24 protein-coding genes are annotated in these 24,762 nt (G+C 73.2%); 8 read left to right on the plus strand and 16 right to left on the minus strand.

Features of this window, described 5'->3' with window-relative positions; genetic code table 11:
• Window positions 1-52: 52 nt before the first annotated feature.
• The gene (locus OG435_RS02845; protein WP_266875110.1) at window positions 53-331 is read right to left on the minus strand and encodes a hypothetical protein; all 279 of its coding nucleotides are present in this window, start codon (window positions 329-331) and stop codon (window positions 53-55) included.
• Between the two features lie 720 nt (window positions 332-1,051).
• The gene (locus tag OG435_RS02850) at window positions 1,052-1,543 is read right to left on the minus strand and encodes a GNAT family N-acetyltransferase (RefSeq protein WP_266875111.1); all 492 of its coding nucleotides are present in this window, start codon (window positions 1,541-1,543) and stop codon (window positions 1,052-1,054) included.
• Window positions 1,544-1,625: 82 nt separating this feature from the next.
• On the opposite strand from OG435_RS02850, the gene OG435_RS02855 reads away from it, so the two are divergent.
• Window positions 1,626-2,462, plus strand: a complete 837-nt coding sequence (locus tag OG435_RS02855; RefSeq protein ID WP_266875112.1) for a hypothetical protein — start codon at window positions 1,626-1,628, stop codon at window positions 2,460-2,462.
• Window positions 2,463-2,728: 266 nt separating this feature from the next.
• Window positions 2,729-3,289 (plus strand): TetR/AcrR family transcriptional regulator, encoded by a 561-nt coding sequence (locus tag OG435_RS02860; protein ID WP_266875113.1) that lies wholly within the window; start codon window positions 2,729-2,731, stop codon window positions 3,287-3,289.
• A 48-nt stretch (window positions 3,290-3,337) separates the two neighbouring features.
• Here OG435_RS02860 and OG435_RS02865 read toward each other — a convergent pair whose 3' ends face one another.
• Window positions 3,338-5,251, minus strand: coding sequence for an ATP-binding cassette domain-containing protein (locus OG435_RS02865; RefSeq protein WP_266875114.1), 1,914 nt, complete (start codon window positions 5,249-5,251; stop codon window positions 3,338-3,340).
• A 458-nt stretch (window positions 5,252-5,709) separates the two neighbouring features.
• Between OG435_RS02865 and OG435_RS02870 the strand changes: the two genes are divergently transcribed.
• Complete coding sequence (locus OG435_RS02870; protein WP_266875115.1) at window positions 5,710-7,665, plus strand: bifunctional metallophosphatase/5'-nucleotidase; 1,956 nt, start codon at window positions 5,710-5,712, stop codon at window positions 7,663-7,665.
• Window positions 7,666-7,693: 28 nt separating this feature from the next.
• Here OG435_RS02870 and OG435_RS02875 read toward each other — a convergent pair whose 3' ends face one another.
• Window positions 7,694-9,166 (minus strand): sensor histidine kinase, encoded by a 1,473-nt coding sequence (locus OG435_RS02875; RefSeq protein WP_430625563.1) that lies wholly within the window; start codon window positions 9,164-9,166, stop codon window positions 7,694-7,696.
• Window positions 9,159-9,836 (minus strand): response regulator transcription factor, encoded by a 678-nt coding sequence (locus OG435_RS02880; RefSeq protein WP_266875116.1) that lies wholly within the window; start codon window positions 9,834-9,836, stop codon window positions 9,159-9,161. The genes OG435_RS02875 and OG435_RS02880 overlap by 8 nt, the downstream gene beginning before the upstream one ends.
• A gap of 132 nt (window positions 9,837-9,968) precedes the next feature.
• On the opposite strand from OG435_RS02880, the gene OG435_RS02885 reads away from it, so the two are divergent.
• The gene (locus tag OG435_RS02885; RefSeq protein WP_266875117.1) at window positions 9,969-10,673 is read left to right on the plus strand and encodes a PepSY domain-containing protein; all 705 of its coding nucleotides are present in this window, start codon (window positions 9,969-9,971) and stop codon (window positions 10,671-10,673) included.
• A gap of 132 nt (window positions 10,674-10,805) precedes the next feature.
• Here OG435_RS02885 and OG435_RS02890 read toward each other — a convergent pair whose 3' ends face one another.
• The 3 genes from OG435_RS02890 to sigK form a co-directional block, all read right to left on the minus strand.
• Entirely contained in the window at window positions 10,806-12,446 is a 1,641-nt protein-coding gene (locus OG435_RS02890) for an AMP-binding protein (protein ID WP_266875118.1), read from the minus strand.
• Window positions 12,447-12,613: 167 nt separating this feature from the next.
• The gene (locus tag OG435_RS02895) at window positions 12,614-13,360 is read right to left on the minus strand and encodes an anti-sigma factor (RefSeq protein ID WP_266875119.1); all 747 of its coding nucleotides are present in this window, start codon (window positions 13,358-13,360) and stop codon (window positions 12,614-12,616) included.
• Window positions 13,357-13,974, minus strand: coding sequence for an ECF RNA polymerase sigma factor SigK (gene sigK, locus OG435_RS02900; protein WP_430625564.1), 618 nt, complete (start codon window positions 13,972-13,974; stop codon window positions 13,357-13,359). The genes OG435_RS02895 and sigK overlap by 4 nt, the downstream gene beginning before the upstream one ends.
• A 365-nt stretch (window positions 13,975-14,339) precedes the next feature.
• Between sigK and OG435_RS02905 the strand changes: the two genes are divergently transcribed.
• The 4 genes from OG435_RS02905 (at window position 14,340) to OG435_RS02920 (ending at window position 18,136) form a co-directional block, all read left to right on the plus strand.
• Window positions 14,340-14,579 carry a chaplin gene (locus OG435_RS02905; RefSeq protein WP_266875120.1) on the plus strand — a complete coding sequence of 80 codons (240 nt, stop codon included), beginning with the start codon at window positions 14,340-14,342 and terminating at the stop codon, window positions 14,577-14,579.
• 268 nt (window positions 14,580-14,847) lie between these two features.
• Window positions 14,848-16,488 (plus strand): molybdopterin-dependent oxidoreductase, encoded by a 1,641-nt coding sequence (locus OG435_RS02910; RefSeq protein ID WP_266875121.1) that lies wholly within the window; start codon window positions 14,848-14,850, stop codon window positions 16,486-16,488.
• A gap of 82 nt (window positions 16,489-16,570) precedes the next feature.
• The gene (locus tag OG435_RS02915; protein WP_266875122.1) at window positions 16,571-17,224 is read left to right on the plus strand and encodes a fasciclin domain-containing protein; all 654 of its coding nucleotides are present in this window, start codon (window positions 16,571-16,573) and stop codon (window positions 17,222-17,224) included.
• Between the two features lie 282 nt (window positions 17,225-17,506).
• A complete protein-coding gene (locus OG435_RS02920; RefSeq protein ID WP_266875123.1) occupies window positions 17,507-18,136 on the plus strand; it encodes an RDD family protein in 630 nt (209 codons plus the stop codon).
• A gap of 53 nt (window positions 18,137-18,189) precedes the next feature.
• Here the strand turns inward: OG435_RS02920 and OG435_RS02925 are convergent, their stop codons facing one another.
• The 8 genes from OG435_RS02925 to OG435_RS02960 form a co-directional block, all read right to left on the minus strand.
• A complete protein-coding gene (locus OG435_RS02925) occupies window positions 18,190-19,026 on the minus strand; it encodes a trypsin-like peptidase domain-containing protein (protein ID WP_266875124.1) in 837 nt (278 codons plus the stop codon).
• A 168-nt stretch (window positions 19,027-19,194) separates the two neighbouring features.
• A complete protein-coding gene (locus OG435_RS02930; RefSeq protein ID WP_266875125.1) occupies window positions 19,195-20,349 on the minus strand; it encodes an IMP dehydrogenase in 1,155 nt (384 codons plus the stop codon).
• A gap of 331 nt (window positions 20,350-20,680) precedes the next feature.
• On the minus strand, window positions 20,681-21,022 hold the full coding sequence (locus OG435_RS02935) for a TcmI family type II polyketide cyclase (protein WP_266875126.1): 342 nt from the start codon (window positions 21,020-21,022) through the stop codon (window positions 20,681-20,683).
• Window positions 21,023-21,042: 20 nt separating this feature from the next.
• Entirely contained in the window at window positions 21,043-21,522 is a 480-nt protein-coding gene (locus tag OG435_RS02940; RefSeq protein ID WP_266875127.1) for an SRPBCC family protein, read from the minus strand.
• Between the two features lies 1 nt (window position 21,523).
• Window positions 21,524-21,781: a phosphopantetheine-binding protein gene (locus OG435_RS02945; RefSeq protein WP_250743221.1), complete on the minus strand. Its 258-nt coding sequence runs from the start codon at window positions 21,779-21,781 to the stop codon at window positions 21,524-21,526.
• Between the two features lie 18 nt (window positions 21,782-21,799).
• Window positions 21,800-23,035: a ketosynthase chain-length factor gene (locus tag OG435_RS02950; RefSeq protein WP_266875128.1), complete on the minus strand. Its 1,236-nt coding sequence runs from the start codon at window positions 23,033-23,035 to the stop codon at window positions 21,800-21,802.
• Entirely contained in the window at window positions 23,032-24,315 is a 1,284-nt protein-coding gene (locus tag OG435_RS02955) for a beta-ketoacyl-[acyl-carrier-protein] synthase family protein (protein WP_266875129.1), read from the minus strand. The genes OG435_RS02950 and OG435_RS02955 overlap by 4 nt, the downstream gene beginning before the upstream one ends.
• Window positions 24,312-24,758: a cupin domain-containing protein gene (locus OG435_RS02960; protein WP_266875130.1), complete on the minus strand. Its 447-nt coding sequence runs from the start codon at window positions 24,756-24,758 to the stop codon at window positions 24,312-24,314. Before OG435_RS02960 ends, OG435_RS02955 begins: the two co-directional genes overlap by 4 nt.
• Between the last annotated feature and the right edge of the window lie 4 nt (window positions 24,759-24,762).

Here is a 24,762-nt window from a genome sequence, read left to right on the forward strand (position 1 = left end):
GGCAGCGCATAGGACCGCACCGCGGTGCGGCGCACGGGGAGCGGGGGCCGGCTCAGATGCCGCGCGCGGTCACGAACGCCGTGCAGGGCGACGGGTCCCCTTGCGCGCGCGGGGCTTTGACGCGGGTGAGCCGGAGGGGCGTCGGGCCTGCGCACCCGCGGGCGCCGCCCGTCCCCGCGGCGGCGAGGCCCCGGCGCGACGCCGGCGGCCGGCCGACCGCGTCCCGCGCGTCGTCGACGGGCTTCGGCGGAGCCACACGGTGGCCCGGCTTCGCGGCATCCCTCGCGGTGGGGGCGGCGGATGGGACGGAGAGAACGACGGCGACAGCCATGGGGCCGGGGACTCCTCAATGCGGGGGCCGACGGGCAGCACGCGCTGCCGGTGATCCACACACTCGGTGATCAACGCCGTGCGCGCGCGCCGAGGGCCCCGATGGAGTGATGCGCTGCTGTCGGTCCGTCACCCGTAGGCACCAGAAGCCGGTCTGTCGCCCCGTCCGGACGGGGCGGGACAGGCGGCGCCCCCGGGCGGGGGGCGGCGCCGGGCCGGGCGGACGCGAGGCCCAGCGGCCCCGGGGCCGGGCAGACGCGGCGCCCGGCGGACACGACGCCGGCGCACGCCGGGCCCAGCAGACACGGGACCCGACGGACACGGGGCCGAACCGACCCGGCGCCCGGCGGACGCATGGCCCAGCGGCCCCGGGACCCGACGGACCCGGGGCCGGACCGACGCGGGGCCCGTCGGACGCGACGCCGGGCTGATGCTGGGCCAGGCGGACACGAGGCCCAGCGGACGCCGGACCGGGCAGACACGAGGCCCAGCGGACGCGACGTCCGGAAGACGCGCGGCCGGGCCGACGGGAGTACGCCGGGCCAGGCGGACGCGAGGCCCAGCGGCCCCGGGGCCGGGGCCGGGCAAACGCGCCGCCCGGAAGACGCGAGGCCGGGCCGAACCGCGCGACGCCCGGATGGCGCCGGGCCGGACCGACGCGACGCGGGACCTGGCGGGCGTCGGGCCGGGCCGGCGCGGCGCCCGGTCGGCGGGGCGGCGGTCAGGACTCAGCCGTGAGTGTCCGCCGGTAGGTCAGCGCGGGACGGCCGTCCAGGACCGTCTCCCCCAGTACCGTGAATCCGGTCCGCCGGAGCACCGCCGCCGAGGCCGGGTTGTGCAGGGCGGCGGACGCGGTGAGGGATCCGAGCCCGTACTCCGTGGCAGCGAGCCGGCAGACCTTCCGGACGGCCGCGGTGGCCGCGCCGCGGCCCGCCGCCCGTTGACCGATCCGGTAGCCGAGGTCGGCGGCGCCGTCCGCCAGGTCCACCAGGTTGACGCGCCCGATCAGTTCTCCGGAGGTGTCCAGCACCAGATGGAACTGGCACGTGCCCGCCTCCTGTTCGGCGAGAAGGGCGCGGTGGCGGGCGCCGAACTCCGCGAAGTACGCGTCCCCGCGGTCCGGTACGGAGCGGGCGAAGTAGGCCCGGTTCTCCCGCTCGAAGGCCCGCAGGGCATCTTCGTGAGCGGCCCGCAGGCGTTCGAGTCGCAGCATGCCGGGCAGGATATACAGGCTGCTCGGACGCGTGCCCGCGCATCTGCGGGGGGCCGGGACGGCTACCGGGCAAGGGGTGGGAATGAAGGCGGGAACGGTCACCAGGGTCACCAGGGGCGTCGCATCCGCGGTGATCGTGACGGCGGGCCTGAGCGGCTGCACGACCGGCGCCGAAGCGGGCCGTAAGGCGGCCGACTCGGCGCGGACGCTGGTCTCGACGCTCACGAAGGCCTCCGACCAGGCCGCCGGGGCGGGCTCGGCCGAGGTTGAGATGAGCGTGACGATGCCCGGCACGGGCGGCAGGCCGGTCCGGCTGAACGGCCTCTACTCCTGGGGCAACGGCCTCGCGGTGGAGGCGGAGATGCCGGCCGAGGACCTCCGGATGGAGGACCTGGTCGCCGACGGCACGATCACGTACCGGCTCGTCCAGGGGGCGTACTACTACGGCATCGACCCGGCGCCGAGCGGCCCCTACGCGGGCAGGACCTGGCTGAGGATCGAGGCCTCGGCCGTGCTCGGCGAGCGGGGCGCCGCCGGGATGAACGCGGGCGACAACGACCCGACGGCCGGACTGAAGTCGCTCAAGTGGGCCGACGAGGTCACCGAGATCGGCCGGGAGGACGTCAACGGAAAGAGCTCCGTCCACTACCGGGCCACGGTTCCGGTGGACAGGATGGGCGACGCCGGAGCCGCGTTCGGCGCGGCGGGCGGGGGCGGGGGCGGCGCGACCGAGCTCGTCTCGGACGTCTGGGTCGACGACAAGGGCATGCCCTCGCGGCTGAACCAGACCCTCGGGAGCGTGATCGTCGACATCGACTTCCTCTCCTTCGGCGTGGTGAAGGAGATCGCGGTGCCGCCGGCCGCGGACACGGCCGACATCACCGAGGCCGTCAGGAACGGCGGCACGGCGCGGGGCTGACACGCGCCGGGACCCGACAGGCGGTGCGGGACAGGCCGTGCGGGACAGGCGGTGCGTGCGCGCGTACGGACCGCTTCCGTTCCTACACTGACCCCCGTACGCACCTCCCCCGCAGGCCACCGCCGGCCACCCGCACGTACGAAGGACTCCCCCATGGCAGCCGAGACGCCCAACGCCACCGACGCGTACGGCATCCCGGTCCTCCCCGCATCCTCCGACGCCGTCCGGCGCAAGCGCCGGGCGATCGTCGGCGCGGCCGCCGCGGAGTGTTCCTCGCCGAGGGGTACGCGGCCGCCTCCATGGACGCGATCACCAGCCGCTCCGGGGTCTCCAAGGCGACGGTGTACAAACACTTCGGCACCAAGGAGCGACTGTTCCTCGCCGCCATCGGCGGCATCCTGCGCGAGACCTACGCGGACCTCGAACCGGGCGGCTCCGCCCTCGTGGAGGCCGCCGATCTGCGCGCCGCCCTGATCGCCCTCACCGGCGACTGGGCCACCCTCCTGCTGCGCCCCGACATCATGGCGCTGCGCCGCCTGGTGATCGGGGAGACCGGCCGCTTCCCCCAGCTGGGCAGGCTCTGGTACCGGGTCACGTACGACATGTACAACGGGCCTCTGGTCGAGGCCTTCACCGAGCTCGGCCGGCGCGGAAGGCTCCGCGTCCCCGACCCCGGGCTCGCCGTCCGGCAGCTCGTCGCCGCCACCGTCGGCGTCCCGCAGCTGGAGCACACCTTCGTCCCCGGCACCGGGACCGACCCGGCGGAGCTGACCCGCGTCGTCACCTCGGGCGTCGACCTCTTCCTGGCCCGCTACGCGGCTCCGTAGGCGCGCGGGGCGCACCCCGCTCCGGGCGTACGGAGCGGGGTGCGCGGGTCAGCGGTCCTGCGAGAGCCCGTACAGCTCGGCGAAGGTGCCGTCGAGGGCGGTCAGTTCGGCGAAGGTGCCGGTCTCGATGACCCGGCCCTTGTCCAGGACGATGATCCGGTCGGCCAGACGGCAGTTCTCCATCCGGTGGGTGACGATCATGGTGATCCGGTCCTCCTTCATCTCCTGCAGCCCGGTGAAGATCCGGTGCTCCCCGCGGGCGTCCATCGCCGAGGTGGGCTCGTCCATGATCAGCAGCCGGGGCCTGCGGTGGAAGGCGCGGGCGCACGCCAGGCGCTGCCACTGGCCCCCGGACAGTTCGTGGCCGCCCCACAGGGAGCGGGCCAGGAGCGTGTCGAGGGCGCGCGGGTAGCCCTGGACCGCCTCGCGCATGCCGACCGCGTCGAGCGCCTCCCACACCGCGTCGTCACCGCGGCCGCCGGGCTGGCCGAGGGTGACGTTGTCCCGCACCGTGAACGGCCACTGCGCGTAGGACTGGGCGACCAGCCCGACGTGGGTCCACAGGGTCCGCTGGTCGTGCGCCCGGGTCGGGGTGCCGTCCCAGTACGCTTCCCCGTCGCTCGGGACCGTGAGGCCGGTCAGCAGGCGGATGAGGGTGGACTTCCCGGCGCCGTTCTCGCCCACCACCGCGATGATCTCGCCGCGGGACAGGGACAGGCTGACCGGGCCGAGCGCCGGGGTGTCCTTGCCCGGGTAGGTGTACGAGACGTTCTCCAGGCTGATCTTCTCCGGCGGCCCCGCCTCCACGCCGCCCCGGGTGACGGCCAGTTCGCGGGCCTGCTCCAGGAAGAGGCGGTAGTCCTCCAGGTAGAGGGCGTGCTGGAACATGGCGGCGCCGTAGACGACCAGGCTGGAGAGGGCCGAGGCGGAGGTGCGCATGGCGACGATGGCGGTGCCCGCCGCCGCCAGGGCCATGGAGCCGGCCAGGACCAGCGCGCCCAGCGCGGCCCAGGTACCGAGCTGGAAGAGGCCGCCGAGGGCCGCGGCGAGGAGCGAGACCCTGAGGTAGCGCGGGGCGGAGCCGACGAGTTCGGCGTCGATGCGGGCGCAGACGGCGGCGTACCAGGCGTGCGCGTGGGGGCGCATGGAATTGCAGCGCAGCTCGTCGCCGAGCTTGTGGGTGGTGAGGTACCAGCGCATCATCCCGCGGATGTTGCGGGAGGCGATCGTCTCGTTGTGGAGGGCGTAGTCCAGGCGTGCGGCGATGACGGCGCCCACGCCGCGCGGTACGACGGAGAGCAGGAGCAGCGGCATCAGGACGGGGTGGACGACGGCGAGGACCCCGGCCACCGCCACGAGGTTGACCAGGCCGTTGACGAAGGCCATCGCGTCCTTCACGAGCATGGAGGAGCGGGCCGCGCCGATCTCGGCGGCTTCCGAGCGGTCGGAGAACGCGGGCTCGTCGTAGGCGGACACCTCCACGTCCATGTGGGCGTCGACCATGTCGAGGTCGGCCGTGGTGGCCAGGCGCGGGGTGAGCCGGCGGGCCGCGCTCCCGGACACGATCTGGGCGGTCGTACCGGCTCCGGCGGCGACGGCGGCCACGGCCAGCGGCCAGGCGGCCTCGGAGAGGCGCTCGCCCGCGCCACCGCCGGTCAGGAGCGGGCCCATCGCTCGGGCGACGGCCCCGAGGGAGGCGGCCGTACAGACCCCGGCGAGGATCTGCCCCGCCAGCAGCCGGGTCGCGGAGGCGGGGTCCAGCCGCCAGGCCATCTGCGCGGTCTGCGTGAGGGCGGCGGGCAGCCGCGCGGCCATCGCGCGGAGCGAGAGCTGCTCCATGGTCTTCTGGTGCGCGCCGAAGGCGAAGGTGAACTCGGGCGGGTCGAACTCGGGCGGGTCGGCGGGCGCCTGCTCGTCTGGCGCCGGTTCGCCCTGGGTGCTGCGTGCCGTCTTCTCAGCCACGTGCGGCTCCTTCACGTCGTCGTAGAACAGCGGAGGTTCCCGCCGGACGGCGCCGCTCCGAGGCATGGCGGAGCGGGGCCGCGGTGCGTCCCGGGGAACCCGTTGGGTGGTCGAGTGAGGGAGTACATCCGAGCCCGGAGCGCGGAGTAGCGAGAACCGGCCTTCGTCGCGGACGGGCGGGGACGGGCCCGCGAGGCACGCGGGGAGGGGGGTCCGGAGCGGGCCCGGGGGCCAGAACGGCCTGATCCCGACGGAGCGCGGGGGAAATGCCTTGCACTCCCCCGGCTCACGCCGGAGGGCGGATCCGGAGGGCCGCCGGAGGGGCCGGTCGTCGACAGGGTGAAGTTCCCCTGAATTTCGCCCCGGCGACCGGACGGCGCACCACGGACCGTCACCGGGCGCGTACAGACTGCTTCCGAGTGTGCGGGAGTTGACCCGCCGGCGGATCGGGGGCGTTGATGGAGGAGTTCGGGCGGCGCCGGTTCCTGGCCCGGGCCGCGGGAGCCGCCGGGGCGGCCGTCGGCGTCAAGGCGCTCACCGGAACGTCGGCGGCCGCCACCGCCGCGGCGGACGACGCCGCGAGCGCGGCCGGGTACGTGGACGTACAGCTGCTGCACATCACCGACCTGCACGGCTACCTGTCCGCTCCCCCGGCCCGGGATGCCGTCATCACCGGCGCGGGCGGCCGTACGTACACGGTCGGCGGGGTCGCCTACATGGCCACCCATCTGGCCCGTTTGCGGGCCGGACGGGCCAACTCCTTCTTCTTCGCGCCCGGCGACCTGTTCTCCGGCTGGGAGTTCCCCGCCTTCACCCTCGCCGACGAACCGACCATCGAGGCTCTCAACCGGCTCGGCCTGGACTTCGCGACCGCGGGCAACCACGAGTTCGACCGCACCCCCGGCTTCCTGAGCCGGCACATGGAGCAGGGGATCCCCTACGAGGGGGCGGGGCAGAGCAACACGTTCCCGGACTCGGGCGGCGCCCTCTTCCACGGCGCCGACTTCCGCTACTACAGCGCCAACGCCGTGTCCACGGCGAGCGGGGAGACGGTGCTCCCCCCGTACAACATCGAGTACGTGGACGCCCCGGGAGGGCAGCGGCTGCCCATCGGCTTCATCCACCTGACGGTCACCGGCAGCGAGACCTTCGGGAACTCCTTCCAGCCCGGCCTGACCACCCTGGACCAGCTCGCCTCCGCCAACCTCTGCGCCGCCCGGCTCAAGTCCCTGGGGGTGGGCGCGATCGTGCTCAGCATGCACGACGGGGCGGTCGCGGGCACCGACTTCGATTCCGGCAGCGAACCGAGCGGTCCGGCCTACGAACTGGCGCTGCGCGTGTCCCCGGACATCGACGCGATCGTGACCGGCCACTGGCACTGCGCCTTCAACATGATGCTCCCGGATCCCACCGGGCGGCCGAGGCCCTTCGTCGAGGCCGGCTGCCACGGGCAGATCATCGGCGAGATCACCCTGCGGCTCGACACCGCCACCGGTACGGTCGTCCGCGAGCTCACCAGCTCCGTCAACCACCCCAACACCCGTGATGTGGACCCCGATCCGGCGCTCAAGGAGGTCGTCGACCACTGGACCGGTTACGCGCGGCTGCACGGGGCGGGCGTCATCGGACGCCAGCGCGCCTCCTTCCGCCGCGCGCTCTCCCCGGCCGGGGAGTCCACCATGGGCAACCTCGTCGCCGACTGGGCGCTGTGGGCCGCACGGCAGGAGCCCGACTCCTTCGACACCAGCCCCCGGCCGGACCGCTCCGGCGCCGACCTGGCCCTCATCGCGGTCGCCCCGCGCGTGGGCCGCAGCGTGATCAACACCGATCTCCTCGCCGGTCCCGCCCTCGACGACCCCGTCAGCTTCGAGCGGGCCTGGCGGGCCGTCGGCTACGGATGCCCGCTGGTCAGCGTCGAGGTGAGCGGGCTCCGGCTCCACGACGCCCTGGAGCAGCAATGGGCGCTGAACGCCTCCGGCGTGCTGACGTACGCCCCGCTCGCGGTGTCGGACAACGTCCGGTACTCCTTCGACGCGGCGGGGCCCGTCGGGGACCGGGTGGCTCCGGGCGACGTGCTCCTCGATGGTGTCCCGCTGCGGCCGGAGGCCTCGTACCGGGTCGTGACCACCTCGTACACGCTCACCGGGCAGGACGGTTACCCGGCCCTCGGCGACCACCGGGAGCCGGCCCGCCACCGGCGGGACACGGACAGCTTCCCGGCGTACGTCGCGGCCCTGGGCACCCTGGAGGCCGTCTCCACGGGCCGGGTCTCCGTGAAGCCCGCCGCGCTCTTCGACCCCCCGGGCCGCGAAGGCCGGCTGGTGACCCCGCACGAACCGGTGCCGGGGATCCCCGCGCCCGTCGCGGCGGAGGAGGAGGCCGCGCGGGACGCGGGGCGCCGGCCGGTCTGCTGAGCGGGCGCTCCCGGGGAGCAGGGCGCCGTCAGGGGCCGAGCGGGAGCGTGGCGACGAGGCGGGCGCCCTTCGGGGAGTCCCGGACGGCGAGGGTGCCGCCGAGGCGCAGGGCGATGTCGCGGGCGATGGCCAGGCCCAGCCCGGTGCCGCCCTCGTCGCGGGCGCGGGCGTCGTCGAGCCGGGTGAAGCGTTCGAAGACCCGCTCGCGGTCGGCGGGCGCGATGCCCGCTCCGTCGTCGGCCACTTCGAGCACGGCCTCGTCCCGGAACCCGTCGACGCGCAGGAGGAGGGTGACGCTCCGTTCGGCGTGCCGGCCGGCGTTGTCCAGCAGGTTGGTGACGAGCCGCGACAGCCAGATCGCGCTGCCGCGGACCGCGATCCCGGGGGCGATGTCCGCCTGGACGGGGACCCGTCCTCCCCGGCGCGCGCGGGCCGCTTCGCGGACCACCTCGGTGAGGTCGACGGCGGTGGCCGGCGGCGGCTCCGAGGTGTCGAGGCGGGCGAGCAGGAGCAGGTCGGCCGCCAGGTCCTGGAGCCGTACGGTGTCCTCCAGCGCGCCGCTGACCAGTTCGCCCCACAGTTCGGGATCCGGGTGGGCCTGGGCGACCTCCAGCTGGGTGCGCAGCACCGTGATCGGGCTGCGCAGTTCGTGCGAGGCGTCGGCGATGAAGCGGCGCTGGCGGATGCCGGCGGCCTCCAGCCGGTCCAGGGTGGCGTTCATCGTGACGGCGAGCCGGGCCACCTCGTCGCGGGTGGCGGGAACGGGCACCCGGCGGTGGAGTTCGCGGTCGCCGATCTCGGCGACCTCGGCGCGGATCGCCTCGACGGGCCGCAGGGCCCATCCGGTGACCCGCCAGGTGATCAGGGCCACGACCAGGACGAGCAGCGGCACCACGACGGCCAGCACCGCCATGATGGTCGCGTCGGCGGTGTCGGCGTCCCGGAGCGAGGTGCCGGCGTAGACCGTGACGAGGCCCTTCTCAGTGACGGTGGTGACCTGTACGACGCGCTGGCGGTGTTCCTGGCGGACCCGGCCGCCCTTCCAGGTGTCGCGGACCGTGCCGGGCACGGCGGGCGGTTCGGGGACCAGGGCGGGGCGGCCGGAGAGGTTGGGACTGGCCGCGAGCACCCTGCCCTGCCCGTCCACGACCTGGATGAAGTCCGATTCGTGACCCGGGGCCGGTACGGGCCCCAACTGCCCGGTGGCCACCAGCGCGGCCACCTTGACGGCCCGCCGTTCGGCGTCGGCCTGGGCGCTCATGGTCATGTTGGTCTCCAGGGCCCCGAGCAGGGCGACGGAGGCGACGCCGAGTGCCAGGGCCACCACGGCGGACGCGCCGAGGGTGGCCTGGGCGCGCACGGACCGCGGCCGGAGCCGGGACGCGGCCCGGCGTAGGCGGTGCGTCAGCGCGCGGGGGCGCACCCGGTCCTCGTGGGCCTCGCCGCCTTCACCGCCCTGGTCGGCCTGGTCGGCCTGCTCGGCCCGGTCGGTCTCAGCCACCGTCGGCCGCCAGCCGGTATCCGGCGCCGCGGACGGTTTCCACCGCGGCCCGGCCGAAGGGCGCGTCTATCTTCCGGCGCAGGGCACTGACGTGGACCTCGACGACGTTGAGGTCCCCTTCGTAGGCGGCGTCCCAGACGTGTTCGAGGATGTCCCGCTTGGGTACGACTTCGCCCGCCCGGCGCGCCAGGTGCACGAGCACGGCGAACTCGCGCGCGGTCAGCCGGGCTTCGACGCCGCCGCGCGTGCAGCGCTGCCGGGCCGGGTCGACGAGGAGGTCGCCGAACTCCATGACCTGCGGGCTGCGCCGGCCGGTGCGCCGGATCAGGGCGCGCAGCCGGGCCACGAGGACCACGTAGGAGAAGGGCTTCGAGAGGAAGTCGTCGGCTCCGGTGTCCAGCGCCTCGGCCTCGTCGTACTCGCCGTCCTTGGCGGTGAGCATGAGGATGCCGGACTCGCAGCCGTCCGCGCGCAGCCGGGCGCAGACCCGGTAGCCGTTGAGGCCGGGCAGCATGATGTCGAGCACGATGGCGTCGTAATCGTGCTCTCCGGCCATCCACAGGCCTTGCGGGCCGTCGTGTGCCGTGTCCACGGTGAAGCCCTCGGCCCGCAGACCACGTTGCAGGGCGGCGGCCAGCCGCCGCTCGTCCTCGACCACCAGTACGCGCATGGTGCAAGGTTCTCAGGTCGCGCCGCGGGCTTGCTGAAGGGTTCTTCAGCTCGCTTCAGCGAGGCTTCAGCATCCTGCTCGCAGGATCGGCCGAGCCGGGCACGCCGCCCGGAGAACCCGAGGAGCATCCAGATGACTCAGTCCACTCCGCAGCCGCCCGAGTTCCCCCCGGCCGCCGGTCCCGTCGAGGGCGGCGGCGAGGGCGGCGGCGCCCCGACCGGCAAGGCGGTGGGGCGCGGCGCCCGGATCGCCCGCTTCACCCGGTTCGCCCGTGAGGGCCGGGGCCGCTGGGTGGCGCTCGGGCTCGTCGTGGTGGCGTCCGCCGGAGCGGGCGCCGCGGTGGTGGCCGTGGCGGACCACGAGCACGACGTCCGCCGCACGCGCGCGGAGCGGGTGTGGGACCGGTTCGACGTCGAGCGGGAGGGCGGCGGGAAGCTGACGGCGCCGCTGCCCGTGCGGCCCGGGAAGCCCGGCAGTCCCGACGAGCCCGGCAAGCCCGGCCTGCGGGGTCAGAAGGCCGAGCGGTTCGCCTTCCCGCCGGACGGGCCCGACGGGGTGCCCGGCGGCGAGGAGGGGTTCGCCGTGGACGGGCCCGGCCGGGCCCCGGTACCGCTTCCCGCGCTTCCGGCGGCGCAGGCCCTGGAGAAGGCGGAGGCCGCCGTGCCCGGCGGCAAGGCCGAGGCGCTGCGCGTGGTCGCCCAGGAGGGCGGCGGGAGCGCCTGGCGCGTGGTGGTCCTGGGCTCCGACGGGGTCCGGCACGCCGTGACCCTGGCCGGCACCGACGGCGCGGTCACGGGCAACACGGTCGTGGGGAAGGGCGCCGGAGCGGCCCGCTGAGCGGATGCGGGCCCGCGCCCGGTGTCCCGTACGGCCGCGACGGCGGTACGGGACACCGGGCGGGCGGCGGTACGGGACACCGGGCGGCCGTCCGGGGCACCGGGCGGGCGGCGGTCCGCCGGTGAGCCCCTGTCAGGAGGGAAGGTCCAGCAGCCTGGCCGCCGTCTCCCGCATCTCGATCTTGCGGATCTTGCCCGTCACCGTCATGGGGAACTCCTCCACCACGTGGACGTGGCGCGGGATCTTGAAGTGGGCCAGCCGGCCCTCGCAGTACGCGCGCACGGCCTCGGCGGTCAGGGGCTCGGCGCCCTCGCGCATCCGCACCCACGCCATGAGCTCCTCCCCGTACTTCGGGTCGGGCACGCCGATCACCTGGACGTCCAAGACGTCGGGGTGGCCGTGCAGGAACTCCTCGATCTCGCGCGGGTACAGGTTCTCACCGCCGCGGATCACCATGTCCTTGATCCGCCCGGTGATGCTCAGGTATCCGTCCCCGTCCATGACGGCGAGGTCTCCGGTGTGCATCCAGCGCGCCGCGTCGACGGCTTCGGCGGTGCGCTCGGGCTGGTCCCAGTAGCCGAGCATGACCGAGTAGCCCCGGGTGCACAGTTCGCCCGGTTCGCCGCGCGGGACGGTCCGGCCGGTGGCCGGGTCCACCACCTTGACCTCCAGGTGCGGTCCGACGCGGCCCACGGTCGACACGCGGCGTTCCACGGAGTCGTCCACGCGGGTCTGGGTGGAGACCGGGGAGGTCTCCGTCATGCCGTAGCAGATGGACACCTCGCGCATGCCCATCCGTTCGATGACCTCCTTCATCACCTCGACCGGGCAGGGCGAGCCCGCCATGATGCCGGTGCGGAGGCTGGAGAGGTCGTAGCTCTCGAAGTCCGGGTGGGCCAGCTCGGCGATGAACATGGTGGGGACCCCGTAGAGCGAGGTGCACGCCTCCGCCTGGACGGCGGCCAGGGTGGCACCCGGGTCGAAGGCGGGCGCGGGAATGACCATGGCCGCGCCGTGGCTGGTGCAGGCGAGGTTCCCCATGACCATGCCGAAGCAGTGGTAGAAGGGGACCGGGATGCAGACCCGGTCCTGTTCGGTGTAGTGACACAACTCGCCCACGAAATAGGCGTTGTTGAGGATGTTGTGGTGCGAGAGGGTCGCCCCCTTCGGGAAGCCGGTGGTCCCCGAGGTGTACTGGATGTTCACGGCGTCGTCCGGACTCAGCGCGGCCTGGGCGCGCAGCAGTTCGGCCCGGTCGGCGCGGCGGGCGCGTTCCTGGAGGGAGTTCCAGAGCGGGCCGTCGAGCAGGGCGGTGAACTCCAGGTCCGGACAGCGCGGTCCGACCTCCTCGATCATCGCCGCGTAGTCGGAGGTCTTGAACCGGTCCGCCGCGACCAGCAGCCGGATCCCGGACTGGCGCAGGACGTACTCCAGCTCGTGCGACCGGTAGGCCGGGTTCACGGTGACGAGGACCGCGCCGATCCTGGCGGTGGCGTACTGCACCATCGTCCACTCGGGACGGTTGGGGGCCCAGATGCCGACCCGGTCCCCCTTCACGATCCCGAGGTCCAGCAGGCCGAGCGCGAGGGCGTCCACGTCCGCGGCGAACTGCGCGTACGTCCACCGGCGCCCGGAGGCCATGTCGACGAGGGCGTCCCGGCCGGGGAACCTGCGGACGGCGCGGTCCAGGTTCTCACCGATGGTGTCGCCCAGCAGCGGCACCTCGCAGGCCCCGGACGCGTAACTCGGCTCGACGGACGACTCGGATGGCACGGACGACGCGGACGACACATGGACCCCCAGGGTTCGGTGGCGGGCACCGGGGCCCCATCGCTCCGGCGCCCCCTCATGATCCACGCGGCCCGCGGCCGGGGCCAGCCCCCGGCGGGCGGGTGACCCGAGCCCACGCTCGCGGCCACCCGCCCGGGTCCGCGTACGCCCTACGCGGGCAGGGCGAGCAGGAGCAGGGGGCTGGTCGTCGGCTGCGGCGACCCCCCGGCGGGCTCCAGCGTCAGGCCGACCGCCGTGGCCGTACCCAGGCCTCCGTCCAGCACGGCCGCGCCGTCGCCGGTGAGGAAGCCGGCCGGGCGCATCGTGCCGCCGTCGGCCAGCCAGAGCTGGTACGTGTGGCCCTCCCCCGCGGCCGGCAGCCGGTCGGTGAGGAACACGGCCCGGTCCCGGGCGGCGGAGGTGACCACCGTCGCGGCGGCTCCGCCGCTGGTGCGGCCGTGGACGGTACGGGCGTCCGGGGCCGTGACCACGGCCCGCAGCTCCTGCCCGCGCGCCTCGGCCTGCCGGGCCTCCTGCCGGGCCCGGTCCGCCTGCCCGCTCTCGTGGAGCGCGGCGCCGCCGAAGAGCGCCGCCCCGACGAGGGAGGCGGCGACGACGAAGGCACCGGCCTTGCGCGGGAGCCGGTCCAGGAATCCGGCCGCCCGGTGGACGCCGACCCGCGGGGGCACCTGGCGGACGGTCCCGATGCGGGCGAGCACCTCCGCCTTCAGCTGCGGCGGGGGCACGAGGGCCACGGCGGCCGCCAGCCGGCCGGCCGTGGCGGAGAATTCCGCGACGTCCCCGGAGCACGGCGCGCAGCGGGCCAAGTGCCTGGAGAACGCCTCCTGTTCACCCGGCTCGAGCGCGTCCAGTACGTAGGCCGCGGTGAGGGTGTGCAGTTCTTCGTCGTGCTTCACGTGGTCACCCCCATGCAGTCGCGCAGGCGGATCAGTCCGTCACGCATCCGGGTCTTGATCGTGGGAAGAGGAGTCTGGAGGGTCTCGGCGACCTCACGGTAGGTCAGCCCCTGGTAGTAAGCGAGGGTGACGGCCTGACGCTGGAGCTCGGTCAGCCGGCGCAGGCAGCGTTTGACCTGGTCGCGTTCCAGCCGGGTCTCCACCTGTTCGCTCACCTCGTCGAAGGGCCGTTCCTGGCCGCGTACGCCCACGTCGTGCTCGCGGTTGGCCGAGGCCTGCGCGGAGCGGACCCGGTCCACCGCCCGACGGTGGGCGATCGTGGCCACCCAGGCCATGACGCTCCCCTGGTCGGGGCGGTAGCGGGCGGCCTGGCGCCACACGTCGATCATCACCTCCTGGGCGACCTCCTCCGACTGCGCGCGGTCGCGCACCACCTTGACGGCGATGCCGAAGACGGTTCCGGCCACGGAGTCGTACAGGGCGGAGAAGGCGTCCTGGTCGCCCTGGGCGACGCGCGCCATCAGCTCCGCGAGCTCGGCCGCGGCCGATCCGGGTCCGGGGCCCGGGCCGCTGCCGGGGCCCGGGCCGGGGAAGGGCAGCCTCTCGGGGTTCACCTGAGCGGCCCCCCTGTACGGCCGGGCCCGGGCGGGCATCCCGGTACCGCGAGTGGTTCGCGCCGGTCCATCCATCGCATGAACGATCCTTCGTGGCAGGCGCACCCGTTCCCCGTCCGCCGGGGTCGCGGTGCGCGCCGGTCCTTGCTGTCTCACCCTGTCTTCGGAGCCGGTCCGCGAACGGATTGGCCGACATGCGCGCGAGAGGGCATCCATTCGGGGGAACCGTGCCCCCGGGACCAAACCGCGCCGCGGGTCCGGACCGAACGAGGGCTGCAGGCCCGGTTCCGGGTCCGCCGCGCGGTGGGCCACGGAGCGAAAAGGCCACGCGGTCCGCCGCCGCACAGCCAGCAAGGAGAACTCTCGTGTCGCGTGTCCTCAAGACTGCCGCACTCGCCCTCGCCTCGGGCGCCCTTCTCGTGGGCGGGACCTCGGCGGCCTCGGCCGACGCCGGAGCCCAGGGCATCGCCGCCTACTCCCCCGGGGTCGGCTCGGGCAACCTGATCCAGATCCCGATCCACATCCCGATCAACGCGTGCGGCAACTCCATCAGCGTGATCGGGCTGCTCAACTCCTCCTTCGGCAACACCTGCGTCAACGCCTGACGCAGGACCCGGGCCGCGGTCTCCGGCCCGCCGCCGGCAACGGGGCGGCGGCGGGCCGGTGGTCCTCCGGACCGGCGGGGAGCGGGTCACCGCTCCTGAGCGCCGCCGGGCCCCGGAGGCCCCGCGCGGGCGGTGGCCGTCGGCGCCGCCGCCCGCGTGCGGGGGCCGTTACGGCGTGCTGCCATACGGCCCCCGCCCAAAGGTCAACACGTCGACGGATCTTCACTTGATCGGATGTCCGGCCCATCCGGAAGCGATCCCGCGCCGAATGAGGGTCGTGAGCATCAACCGAAGGACAGTCGAGCGCGGCGCCCTCGCCGCGGCGAGCGGCCTGCTGGCGGGTTACGCGGCCCTGGCCGTCGCCGAGCTGACCGCGTCCCTGGTGCGGCCGCAGGCCGGACCGGTCACGGTGATCGGCGGGGCGGCCATCGACCGCACTCCGGCGGCGCTCAAGGATTTCGCCATCCGTACCTTCGGCGAGAACGACAAGCTGGTCCTCCAGCTCGGCATCCTCGCGACCGTCGGCCTCCTGGCGGCCCTGCTGGGGCTGCTCGCCCTGCGCCACCGCCGTACGGGGGCGGCCGGCGTACTGGCCTTCGGCGTCATCGGCGCCGCGGCCGCCCTCGGCCGGCCCGACGCGGCCGGGGCGGCGGACGTACTGCCCTCGCTGGTGGGGGCCGCGGCCGGTGCCCTGGTGCTGTACCTGCTGGTGGGAAAGGTGGGCGCCGCCGCCCGGCCAGGAGGAGCCGACCACACGGCGCCGGACGGCGCCCCTGACGCAACCGGGACCGGAGCCCGCGACACCGATCCCCCATCCGCCTGGAACCGGCGCGGCTTCCTCCTCGCGGCCGGCATCACCGCGGTCGCCTCCACCGGCGCCGGCGCCCTCGGCCGGGCCCTAACCGGCCGGCGCGGCCAGGGCGCCGCCGCCTCCCGAAGCGCCGTACGCCTGCCCGCTCCCGCTTCGCCCGCCACGCCGATTCCGGCCGGGGCGGCCCTGCGGATCCCCGGGGTCAGCGCCTTCACCACACCGAACAAGGAGTTCTACCGTGTGGACACCGCCCTCGTGGTCCCCAAGGTCGACGCCGACACCTGGCGGCTGCGCATCCACGGCAAGGGCGTCCCCCGCCCGCGCTCCTACTCCTTCGCCGAGCTCCTCCAACGCCCGCTGATCGAGCGGGACATCACCCTCACCTGCGTGTCGAACGAGGTCGGCGGCCCCTACGCCGGCTCCGCGCGCTGGCTCGGCGTACGCCTGTCGGACCTGTTGCGGGAGGCCGGTTTCCAGGCGCCGTCCCGCGGGGGCCGGGCCGACCAGCTGATCGCGCGCTCGGTGGACGGGATGACGCTGGGCACCCCCGTCGAGGAGGTCATGGACGGCCGGGACGCGATGCTGGCCGTCGGCATGAACGGCGAGCCGCTCCCCTTCGAGCACGGCTTCCCGGTCCGCATGGTCGTACCCGGTCTCTACGGCTACGTATCCGCCTGCAAGTGGATCCGGGAGATCGAGCTCACCACCTTCGACTCCTACGACCCCTACTGGGTCAAGCGCGGCTGGGCCCGCCGGGCGCCGATCAAGACACAGGCCCGGATCGACGCCCCCAAGCCCTTCGCCCGGATCACGGCCGGGACCGTGACGGTCGCCGGGGTGGCGTGGGCCCAGCACCGCGGCATCGAGCGGGTGGAGGTCCAGGTCGACGACGGGCCGTGGCAGGAGGCCTCGCTCGCGGCGCAGGCCACCACCGACACCTGGCGCCAGTGGTCCTTCGACTGGAAGGCCGCGCCCGGCGGACACCGCCTCACCGTCCGTGCCACGGACGGCCGCGGCGAGGTCCAGACCGAGCTGCGGACCCGGACCATTCCGGACGGCGCGAGCGGACGGCACGGCGTGTTCGTGACGGTCGGCTGACCGAACCGACCCCCGTTCCCGACCACTTCACACACTTTCTTCCTTCCTTCCGTATGCACCAACCCATTCTCTGGAGAACACCATGAGCGCCCTTCGTTTCCGCCGTACCGCCCTCGCCGTCGCCACGGCAGCCGTGCTTCCCTTCGCGCTGGCCGCCTGCTCCGACTCCGGCTCCGGCAAGGACGCGGCCGCCGGTTCGACCGCCGAAGCGAGCGCGGACACCTCCTCACCCGCCGCTGACGCCTCGGCGCCGATGACGTCGGACGGCCCCTTCGGCGCCGCGTGCGCCGGTGTTCCGAAGGAAGGCGCGGGCAGCTTCGACGGGATGGCCAAGGACCCGGTCGCGACCGCCGCGTCCAACAACCCGGCGCTGTCCACCCTGGTGGCGGCCGTCAAGCAGGCCGGGCTCGTCGACACGCTCAACAACGCCAAGGACATCACGGTGTTCGCGCCGACCAACGACGCCTTCGCGAAGATCCCGAAGGCCGACCTCGACAAGGTCCTCGCCGACAAGGCCACCCTCACCAAGATCCTCACGTACCACGTCGTCGGCGAGAAGCTGACGCCGAAGCAGCTGGAGAACGGCTCCTTCACCACGCTGGAGACCGGGAAGGTGACCACCGCCGGCTCCGGCGAGTCCTACAAGGTCAACGGCACGTCCAATGTGGTCTGCGGCAACGTGCCGACCGCGAACGCCACCGTGTACATCGTGGACACGGTCCTGATGCCGAAGTAGCCGTGGCACCGAACCGGTGACCCGCAGGGGCGCCGGTCGTTGTAGAAGCGGTCAGCGAAGTGGCCCCGGGAGTCCCGGACCCGTCCTCAGGGTCCGGGACTCCATGCTGTGTACACCGGTCCATCACGTGCACGGCACATGTGGCACCGGATTGGACAAGTGGCCGATGTTACTAACACCATGGCCCCGCAAGTTCGCGGCTGCGCAGGGGGGCAAACCGCTCGTTCCACGTCCCTCCGCACGGACCGTCCGTCCCCGCCACACCCCTGGAGAGACTTCGCCATGAGCTTCGGCGACCCGAACAACCCCTACGGCCAGCAGCAGCCCCCGCAGGGTCAGCCCGGCTACCCGCAGCAGGCACCGCAGGGCGTCCCCCCGCAGTACGGCTACCCGCAGCAGCCCGCGGGCGTCCCCCCTCAGCAGCCGTACGGCGCGTACCCGCCGGCCGGGATGCCGGGTGGCATGCCGCCCGTGCCGGGCGCCGGAATGCCGCCGCTGGCGCACTGGGGCCTGCGCGTCGGCGCGACCCTCCTCGACGGTCTGATCATCGCGGGACCGATGTACGCCCTCGGCTTCATCGACCTCGCCATGGCCGACGACTCCAGCTCCGCCGGCCCGGGCGTCTTCTTCCTGATCGGCTGGCTCTACGCCCTCGGCATGGGCATCTTCCAGCTCTACAAGGAAGGCTCGACCGGCCAGTCGATCGGCAAGAAGGTCGTCGGGATCAGCGTCCGCCGCGAAGCGGACGGCAACGTCCTCGGTTTCGGCATGGCCTTCGTGCGCAAGCTCGCGCACTTCCTCGACGGCATCGCCTGCTACATCGGCTACCTGTGGCCGCTGTGGGACGAGAAAAAGCAGACCTTCGCCGACAAGGTGTGCAGCACCGTCGTCATCGTGGTGCCCAAGGGCTGACACGCCCTGGCGTCGGGGCCCGTCCGGATTCCGGGCGGGCCCCGACGCGTTGGCTACGGCTTGGGGAGCGTGCAGCCGGGGCGGTTCAGGTCGATCGCGTTACCGGGGCCCACGCAGGGGACGACGATGTAGGTCTGCTGCGCGTAGTTGATGCCCTGCCTAACGGTGACGGCGCCGTTCGCGTCCACCTCGCACGGGTTGTTCACCGTGCACGACTCACCGTCCTCGTTGCCCGTGTTGTTCACGGCGACCACCTTGCCGGTCGTCGTGTCGATCACCGGGGAGCCGGAGGTCCCGCCGATGGTGTTGCAGGCCGGGGTGTAGCGCAGGGAGTCCTTCCAGGTCCACTCCCCCTCCTTGAGGCGGTAGGCGAACCCGTCGACGTTGCAGCTGTACGTTCGCTTCCAGTACCCGGACACCACCTTGATCGAGGTGCCCTGTACCGGGTGGGCGTCGTTCAGGGTGAGCGCGTTGATGCCGTACTGGCTGCTGATCTGCGCGTAGGTCTTGGTCAGTTGGTAGATCGATATGTCGGTGTCGGTCATCGTGGCGTACGAGATCTTGCTCGCGCGCAGTGTCGCGACTTTGGAGCCCGCGGCGTTCAACAGCGAGAAGGTGCGGCTGGACGCCTTGTCCTTGACGACCTGTCCGGCCGCCGGCATGCCGGACTCCAGACAGTGGCCGTTGGACAGGACGAGGGCGGGGTCGGAGGGCTGCGAGCTGGGCACGCGGACGACCGAGCCGGAGCAGTTGCTGAGCGCGACCGTACCGGCGAAGTTGACCGCGACGGCCTGCGCTGACGTGTCCCGGGGTGTCTGGGCCACGGCAGGCGAGGCCACCGCTCCGGTGAGGAGCAGTGCGAACGCGGCGCCGGCGAGAGGCTTGTTCATGTGGGGGTTCCCCTCTGGGTGACAATGCGACCGAAGATCCTTCGGTTGTCATGCGCATTGTTGGGACCCAGGGCTCAACCCACAAGAGGGCCTTGGTGGTTCAGCCTTTTCAAGGGAACGGCCGTATTCCGCCTTGTGCCGGCGCCGCGCCGGCCGGCAAGCGGAGTCTCAGGCGAAGGTCACCACGGCGTCGCGCAGGGCGACGGTGGCGTGGCTCTCCTGGAAGCTCTGGTCGGAGACCAGGGTCAGCCGGGCCGTGGACCGGAACTCCGGCAGAGTGGTGGAGCCACAGGACACCATCGTGGTCTTGAGCTTGGCCACGGTCACGGCGAGCCCCTCGTCGAGGTCGCCGGCGTACGGGACGTAGCCGTCGACGCCTTCCTCGAAGATCAGGCCCTGGCCCCCCTGCCCGTAACGCTGCCAGTTGCGGGCACGGTTCGAGCCCTCGCCCCAGTACTCCTTCACGAAGCCGTCCCGGGTGGGCAGCTTGGCTCCGGCCGCCTGGTCGAAGCGGGCGAAGTAGCGCCCCATCATGACGAAGTCGGCCCCCATCGCCAGTGCCAGGGCCACGTGGTAGTCGTGCACCAGCCCGCCGTCGGAGCAGATCGGCACGTACTCGCCCGTGCGGTCGCGGAAGGCGTCCCTGGCGGCGGCGACGTCCAGGACCGCACTGGCCTGGCCGCGGCCGATGCCCTTCTGGTCGCGGGTGATGCAGATGGAGCCGCCGCCCACGCCGACCTTGACGAAGTCCGCGCCGGCCTCGGCGAGGAAGGTGAACGCCTCGCCGTCGACCACGTTGCCGCCGCCGGTCGGAATCTCCGGGTAGTACTTCTTCACCCAGGTCAGGGCCTGCGCCTGCCAGTCGCTGTAGCCGTCGGAGGAATCGAAGCACAGGGCGTCCGCGCCGGCCTTCAGCAGGGCGGGAACACGCTCCCGGTAGTCGTGGGTGTTGATGCCCGCGCCCACCCGCACGCGGACGCCGGTGTCGCCGATGGCGCCCGTGTCGCCGGTGACGAATCCGGCCTTGTGGTCCTTCACTTGGCGGACGGCCGCGGCCTGGTCCTGGATCGACCGGTTGTGGTGCAGGAAGCTCAGACCGCCGTTGCGTGCGAGCGCGACGGCGAGTTCCGGCGTACTGACGGCCTGCATGATCGCGGAGGTGAAGGGGGAGCCCAGTTCGATCGCCGACCGCTCTCCGACGACGTGCCGCACCAGGGGCGTTCGCAGATCGACCTTCGCGGGCGAGCAGTCGGTCCGGGTCCGGCCCGGCAAGAGCAGGAATTCGTTGAACGTCCTCGATACCTCGGCGATGACCTGTGCCACTCGTTCCTCCTGCCCCGTCGGCCGGAACCCGACGTCCGGCCGTGAAGGCCGCCCCGTGTTCCAAGACCCGGGCAGGCAGGTTCCGGCACGGCAGCCGCGGAGGTGGCACGCGCTGCGGCAGAGCCCTGACCTGCCCGCGGCTCGCACCGGAGGCGGTCGTTGACGTGGCACCTTAGCGACTGCCCGGCCGCTGCGCGAAATCACGTCCTCTTCGACCCCGACGGTGATCGCCGGTCGCGGAGGAATCCGTCCGCGGACATGGTGGCGGGCCCCGCACCCGGAGGGTGCGGGGCCCGAGGCCTGCCGTTCGCGCGCGGGGCGGTCCGTACGGTCAAGCCGTACGGGTCGTGCCCGGGCGCTCCCAGCGGTAGAACTCCTGGGCCATGGCGTCCTTCGGACTGCGCCAGGTCTCCGGGTTGTGCGGGCTGACGTAGGCGGTGAGCCGGTCACTGAGCTCCCGGAACTCCGGGTGGCCGGTCACGTCGGCGATGGCCGGGCCGGGGGGCCGGTCCGACTCGATGAAGTGCATGTACACGTCGCCGAACTGGAAGAGGCTGCGGCGGGTGACCCCGACGAGGTGCGGCAGCTCGCCCGCGTCCGAGGCCGCGAAGAGCTCAGCGATGTCGGGGGCGGACTGCGGCGCCATGCGGGCCACGATGAGGGCGCGGTGCATCCGGTGTGCTGCCTTTCGTCTCAGACGCGGCTGGCCGCGGGCGTGCGGCTCTCGCGTTCGCGCTGTTCGATCTTGTCCCGGATCAGTTCCAGCTGGACCTTGGAGTTCCGGTTGATGTTCGCCGTCATCCAGTCGTCGTCGACGGGTGCCGTCGGCTTCATCGCGAAGTCCTGGGTCCACACCATCCGGGTGCCGCCGGGGACCTCGAAGTACTGCCAGTGGATGTCCATGTGCTCGAACGGGCCGGTCTCGACCCGGCGGGCGCGCACGGTGCGGGTGACGGGGTCGGGGGTGCGTTCGGAGACCCAGCTCCACACGGTGCCGTTCTCGTCGGGGTGCATCGTCAGGCGGAAGCGGGTGGTGGGCCCGTCCTCCTCCAGGATCTCCAGCGAGGCGTACTCGCTGAACAGCCCGGGCCAGCTGGGGAGATCGTTGGTCATCTCCCAGACGGCCTCCATGGGCGCCTTGACGACGATCTCGTTCTGGGTGTGTCCTGCCATCTCAAGCTCCGGTCATGAGGCTGGTGTTGACGAGGTCGAGGAACTCTTTGGGGGTCTTGCAGCGGTCCGCGTCGGTGGGCAGGGCCCGGCCGCGCTGGTTCTCCAGCAGCCCGACGATGCCGAGCAGGCCCAGCGAGTCGAGGCCGTAGTCGTCGAACAGGGAGTCCGGTCGGTTCTTCATGTCGGCCGGGTCCACGGTGATGCCGGCCCCGGACTTCATCAGGGCGGCCAGCTCCTCGACGGTCAGTCGTTCGGACATGAGCGGCTCCTTCTGTCTCTAGGAGGGGATCTGGATGACGAGCGCGGCGTTGGAGCCCATGAGGCCCCTGCTCAGCACGAGCGCGGTGCGCAGCTGTGCCGGGCGGGCGCTGCCGGTCACCACGTCGAGGTCGTGGCACACGTCGAACACGTTCGGCGTGGGCGGGACGATGCCGTGCTCCAGGGCGAGCACCGCGGCTGCGGTGTCGAGGGCGGGGGCCGCGCAATAGGCCCGGCCCGTCCCGGTCTTGGGTGCCGTGACCGGCACCTTGCGGCCGTGCGCTCCGAGGGCGGAGAGGACCGCGGCCGCCTCGGCCCGGTCTGCTTCCGGGGTGCCGAGCGCGTCGGCGAAGACCACGTCGACCTCCTCGGGGGCGCAGCCCGCGTCCCTCAGGGCGCCCTTGATCGCGTGGGCCAGGCCCTCGGCGGACGCGTCGGCCCGTTCGGGGTGGTGCGGGCCGGTGAAGGTCGCCGCGTGCCCGGCCAGCAGGGCCCGGACGGACGCGCCGCGGCTCCGGGCCGCCCGCTCCTCCTCGACGAGGAACATCGCGCCGCCCTCGGCGGGGACGAAGCCGCAGGCCTTCTCGGTGAAGGGCCGGTAGGCCCGCTCCGGGTCCTCATGGGTGCTCAGGGCCTCGTAGCCGAGCTGGCAGACGATGGAGTACGGGGCCAGGGGCGCCTCGGTGGCTCCGACGAGCATGGCCTTGCTGCCCTGGTGGATGGCCCGGGCGGCGTGCGCGAAGGCGTCGAGTCCGCCCGCCTCGTCAGCTGCGACGACCCCGCAGGGGCCCTTGAGGCCCCTGCGGATGGAGATCTGCCCGGTGCTGGCCGCGTAGAACCAGGCGATGGACTGGTACGGGCCGACGTAGCGCGGGCCCTGGCCCCACAGGTGCTGGAGCTCGCGCTGGCCGAACTCGCCGCCGCCCGATCCGGCGGCGGTGACCACGCCGACCGAGAAGGGGTCGTCCTCGTAGTCGGCGCGGCCGAGCCGGCCGTCCTCCAGGGCGAGGTCCGCCGCGGCGAGGGCGTGGTGGGTGTAGCGGTCGGTCTGGACGAGGTAGCGTTCCTCCACCATCGAGGCCGGGTCGAAGCCCTGTACCTCGCCCGCCACGCGCAGCGGGAGGTGTTCGCAGCCCTCGCGGGTGACGCGTCCCAGGACCGAGGCGCCCGACTGAGTCGCCTTCCAGAAGGCCTCGGCGCCGATGCCGTTGGGGGCGACGACTCCGATGCCGGTGATGACCGTACGGACGCTCACGAGACCACCTCCTCCTTGCGCTCATCGGGGCGGGTCATGACGACCGCGGACTGGAAGCCGCCGAAGCCGCTGCCGACGGAGAGCACGTTGCGCAGGGTGCGCTCGCGGGCGACGCGCGGGACGTAGTCCAGGTCGCATTCGGGGTCGGGGGTCTCGTAGTTGGCCGTGGGAGGGACGACCTGGTGGGTCATCGCCAGGACGCAGGCGGCCAGTTCGATCGCCCCGATGGCGCCGAGGGAGTGCCCCACCATGGACTTGATGGAGGTCATCGGCGTCTTGTAGGCGTGGTCGCCCAGGACCTTCTTGACGGCCGCGGTCTCGTGGCGGTCGTTCTGCTTGGTCCCGGAGCCGTGCGCGTTGACGTAGTCGATCGCGCGGGCGTCGGTCCGGGCCTGGGCGAGGGCGGTTTCGATGGCGCGGGCCATCTCCAGGCCCTCGGTGGTCAGGCCCGTCATGTGGTGGGCGTTGCCGAAGGTGGCGTAGCCGCCGATCTCGCAGTAGACGGTCGCGCCGCGCGCCCGGGCGTGTTCCAGCTCCTCCAGGACGAGGACGGCTCCGCCTTCGCCCAGGACGAAGCCGTCGCGGTCGGCGTCGAAGGGCCGGGAGGCGTGGGCGGGGTCGTCGTTGTTGGGAGAGGTGGCCTTGATGGCGTCGAAGCAGGCCACGGTGATCGGCGAGACGGGCGAGTCGGAGGCGCCGGCGATGCAGACGTCCATCTTGCCCTCGGCGATGGAGTGGAAGGCGTAGCCGATCGCGTCGAGTCCGGAGGTGCAGCCGGTGGAGACGGTCTGGACCGGTCCGCGCGCTCCCGTCTTCTCCGCGACGGCGGAGGCCAGGGTGGCCGGGGTGAAGGCGCGGTGCAGGTGGGCCCCGGCGAGCCGGTGGTCCACGTCCCACCAGTCGCCCGACTGGCTGACGGCCACGTAGTCGTTCTCCAGGCGGGTGGTGCCGCCCACGGCGGTGCCGAGGGAGACTCCGGTGCGCCAGGCCTGGTCCGTGGTGAGGTCGAGTCCGGCGTCGCGCACGGCTTCGGCGGCGGCGACCAGCGCGAACTGGATGTACCGGTCCGCGCGGGCCGCCTCCTCGGCGCCGAGGCCGTGTGCGGCGGGATCGAAGTCGACCTCCGCGGCTATCCGGGAGCGGAAACCGGTCGGGTCGAAGAGGGTGATGCCGCGGGTCGCCGTACGGCCGTTGGAGAGCAGCTCCCAGAAGGCGGAGGCGCCGATCCCACCGGGGGCGACGACGCCGACCCCGGTGACGGCCACGCGTCGGCGGGTCACGAGACCGCTCCCGCGCGGTCCGGCGGCCGCTCCCAGGCGGAGCCTTCCGGGTGGACGGCCTCCTCGGTGTCCACGTGCCCGAGCTTGGGGTCGGGGGCGAGGGGTCCGAGGTGGAAGACCATGCGGGCCTCGGTGCCGCCGACGTTGCGGAACCGGTGGCGCACGTTCATCGGGACGAGGAGTCCCTGGTCGGTGAGGAGCGGGTGGGCCTCGCCGTCGAGGTCGACCTCCAGCTCGCCGGCGACCACGTACACGAACTCCTCGGAGTACGGGTGGTAGTGCTCGGCGATGTGCTCGCCCGGCGCCATGACGGCCAGGCCCATGAAGCCGCTGGTGCAGCCCACCGAGGTCGGTGTGAGGACGGCCCTCAGGTCGCCGCCGCGCCGCGTGTTGGGCTGCGTCTCGCTGAGGTCCACGATGTGCGGTGGGCTTTGTCTGGTCATGGCG

The sequence above is a fragment of the Streptomyces sp. NBC_01264 genome (assembly GCF_026340675.1).
In the GTDB taxonomy this organism is placed as follows: domain Bacteria; phylum Actinomycetota; class Actinomycetes; order Streptomycetales; family Streptomycetaceae; genus Streptomyces.

Bases quoted from the DNA above. Each gene is read 5' to 3' on its own strand.
- OG435_RS02870 (WP_266875115.1), top strand. From the start codon at position 5,710: ATGGAGGAGTTCGGGCGGCGCCGGTTCCTGGCCCGGGCCGCGGGAGCC.
- OG435_RS02960 (WP_266875130.1), bottom strand. From the start codon at position 24,758: ATGACCAGACAAAGCCCACCGCACATCGTGGACCTCAGCGAGACGCAG.
- OG435_RS02880 (WP_266875116.1), bottom strand. From the start codon at position 9,836: ATGCGCGTACTGGTGGTCGAGGACGAGCGGCGGCTGGCCGCCGCCCTG.
- OG435_RS02885 (WP_266875117.1), top strand. From the start codon at position 9,969: ATGACTCAGTCCACTCCGCAGCCGCCCGAGTTCCCCCCGGCCGCCGGT.
- OG435_RS02945 (WP_250743221.1), bottom strand. From the start codon at position 21,781: ATGTCCGAACGACTGACCGTCGAGGAGCTGGCCGCCCTGATGAAGTCC.
- OG435_RS02855 (WP_266875112.1), top strand. From the start codon at position 1,626: ATGAAGGCGGGAACGGTCACCAGGGTCACCAGGGGCGTCGCATCCGCG.
- OG435_RS02910 (WP_266875121.1), top strand. From the start codon at position 14,848: ATGAGGGTCGTGAGCATCAACCGAAGGACAGTCGAGCGCGGCGCCCTC.
- OG435_RS02925 (WP_266875124.1), bottom strand. From the start codon at position 19,026: ATGAACAAGCCTCTCGCCGGCGCCGCGTTCGCACTGCTCCTCACCGGA.
- OG435_RS02915 (WP_266875122.1), top strand. From the start codon at position 16,571: ATGAGCGCCCTTCGTTTCCGCCGTACCGCCCTCGCCGTCGCCACGGCA.
- OG435_RS02920 (WP_266875123.1), top strand. From the start codon at position 17,507: ATGAGCTTCGGCGACCCGAACAACCCCTACGGCCAGCAGCAGCCCCCG.
- OG435_RS02935 (WP_266875126.1), bottom strand. From the start codon at position 21,022: ATGCACCGCGCCCTCATCGTGGCCCGCATGGCGCCGCAGTCCGCCCCC.
- OG435_RS02845 (WP_266875110.1), bottom strand. From the start codon at position 331: ATGGCTGTCGCCGTCGTTCTCTCCGTCCCATCCGCCGCCCCCACCGCG.
- OG435_RS02850 (WP_266875111.1), bottom strand. From the start codon at position 1,543: ATGCTGCGACTCGAACGCCTGCGGGCCGCTCACGAAGATGCCCTGCGG.
- OG435_RS02940 (WP_266875127.1), bottom strand. From the start codon at position 21,522: ATGGCAGGACACACCCAGAACGAGATCGTCGTCAAGGCGCCCATGGAG.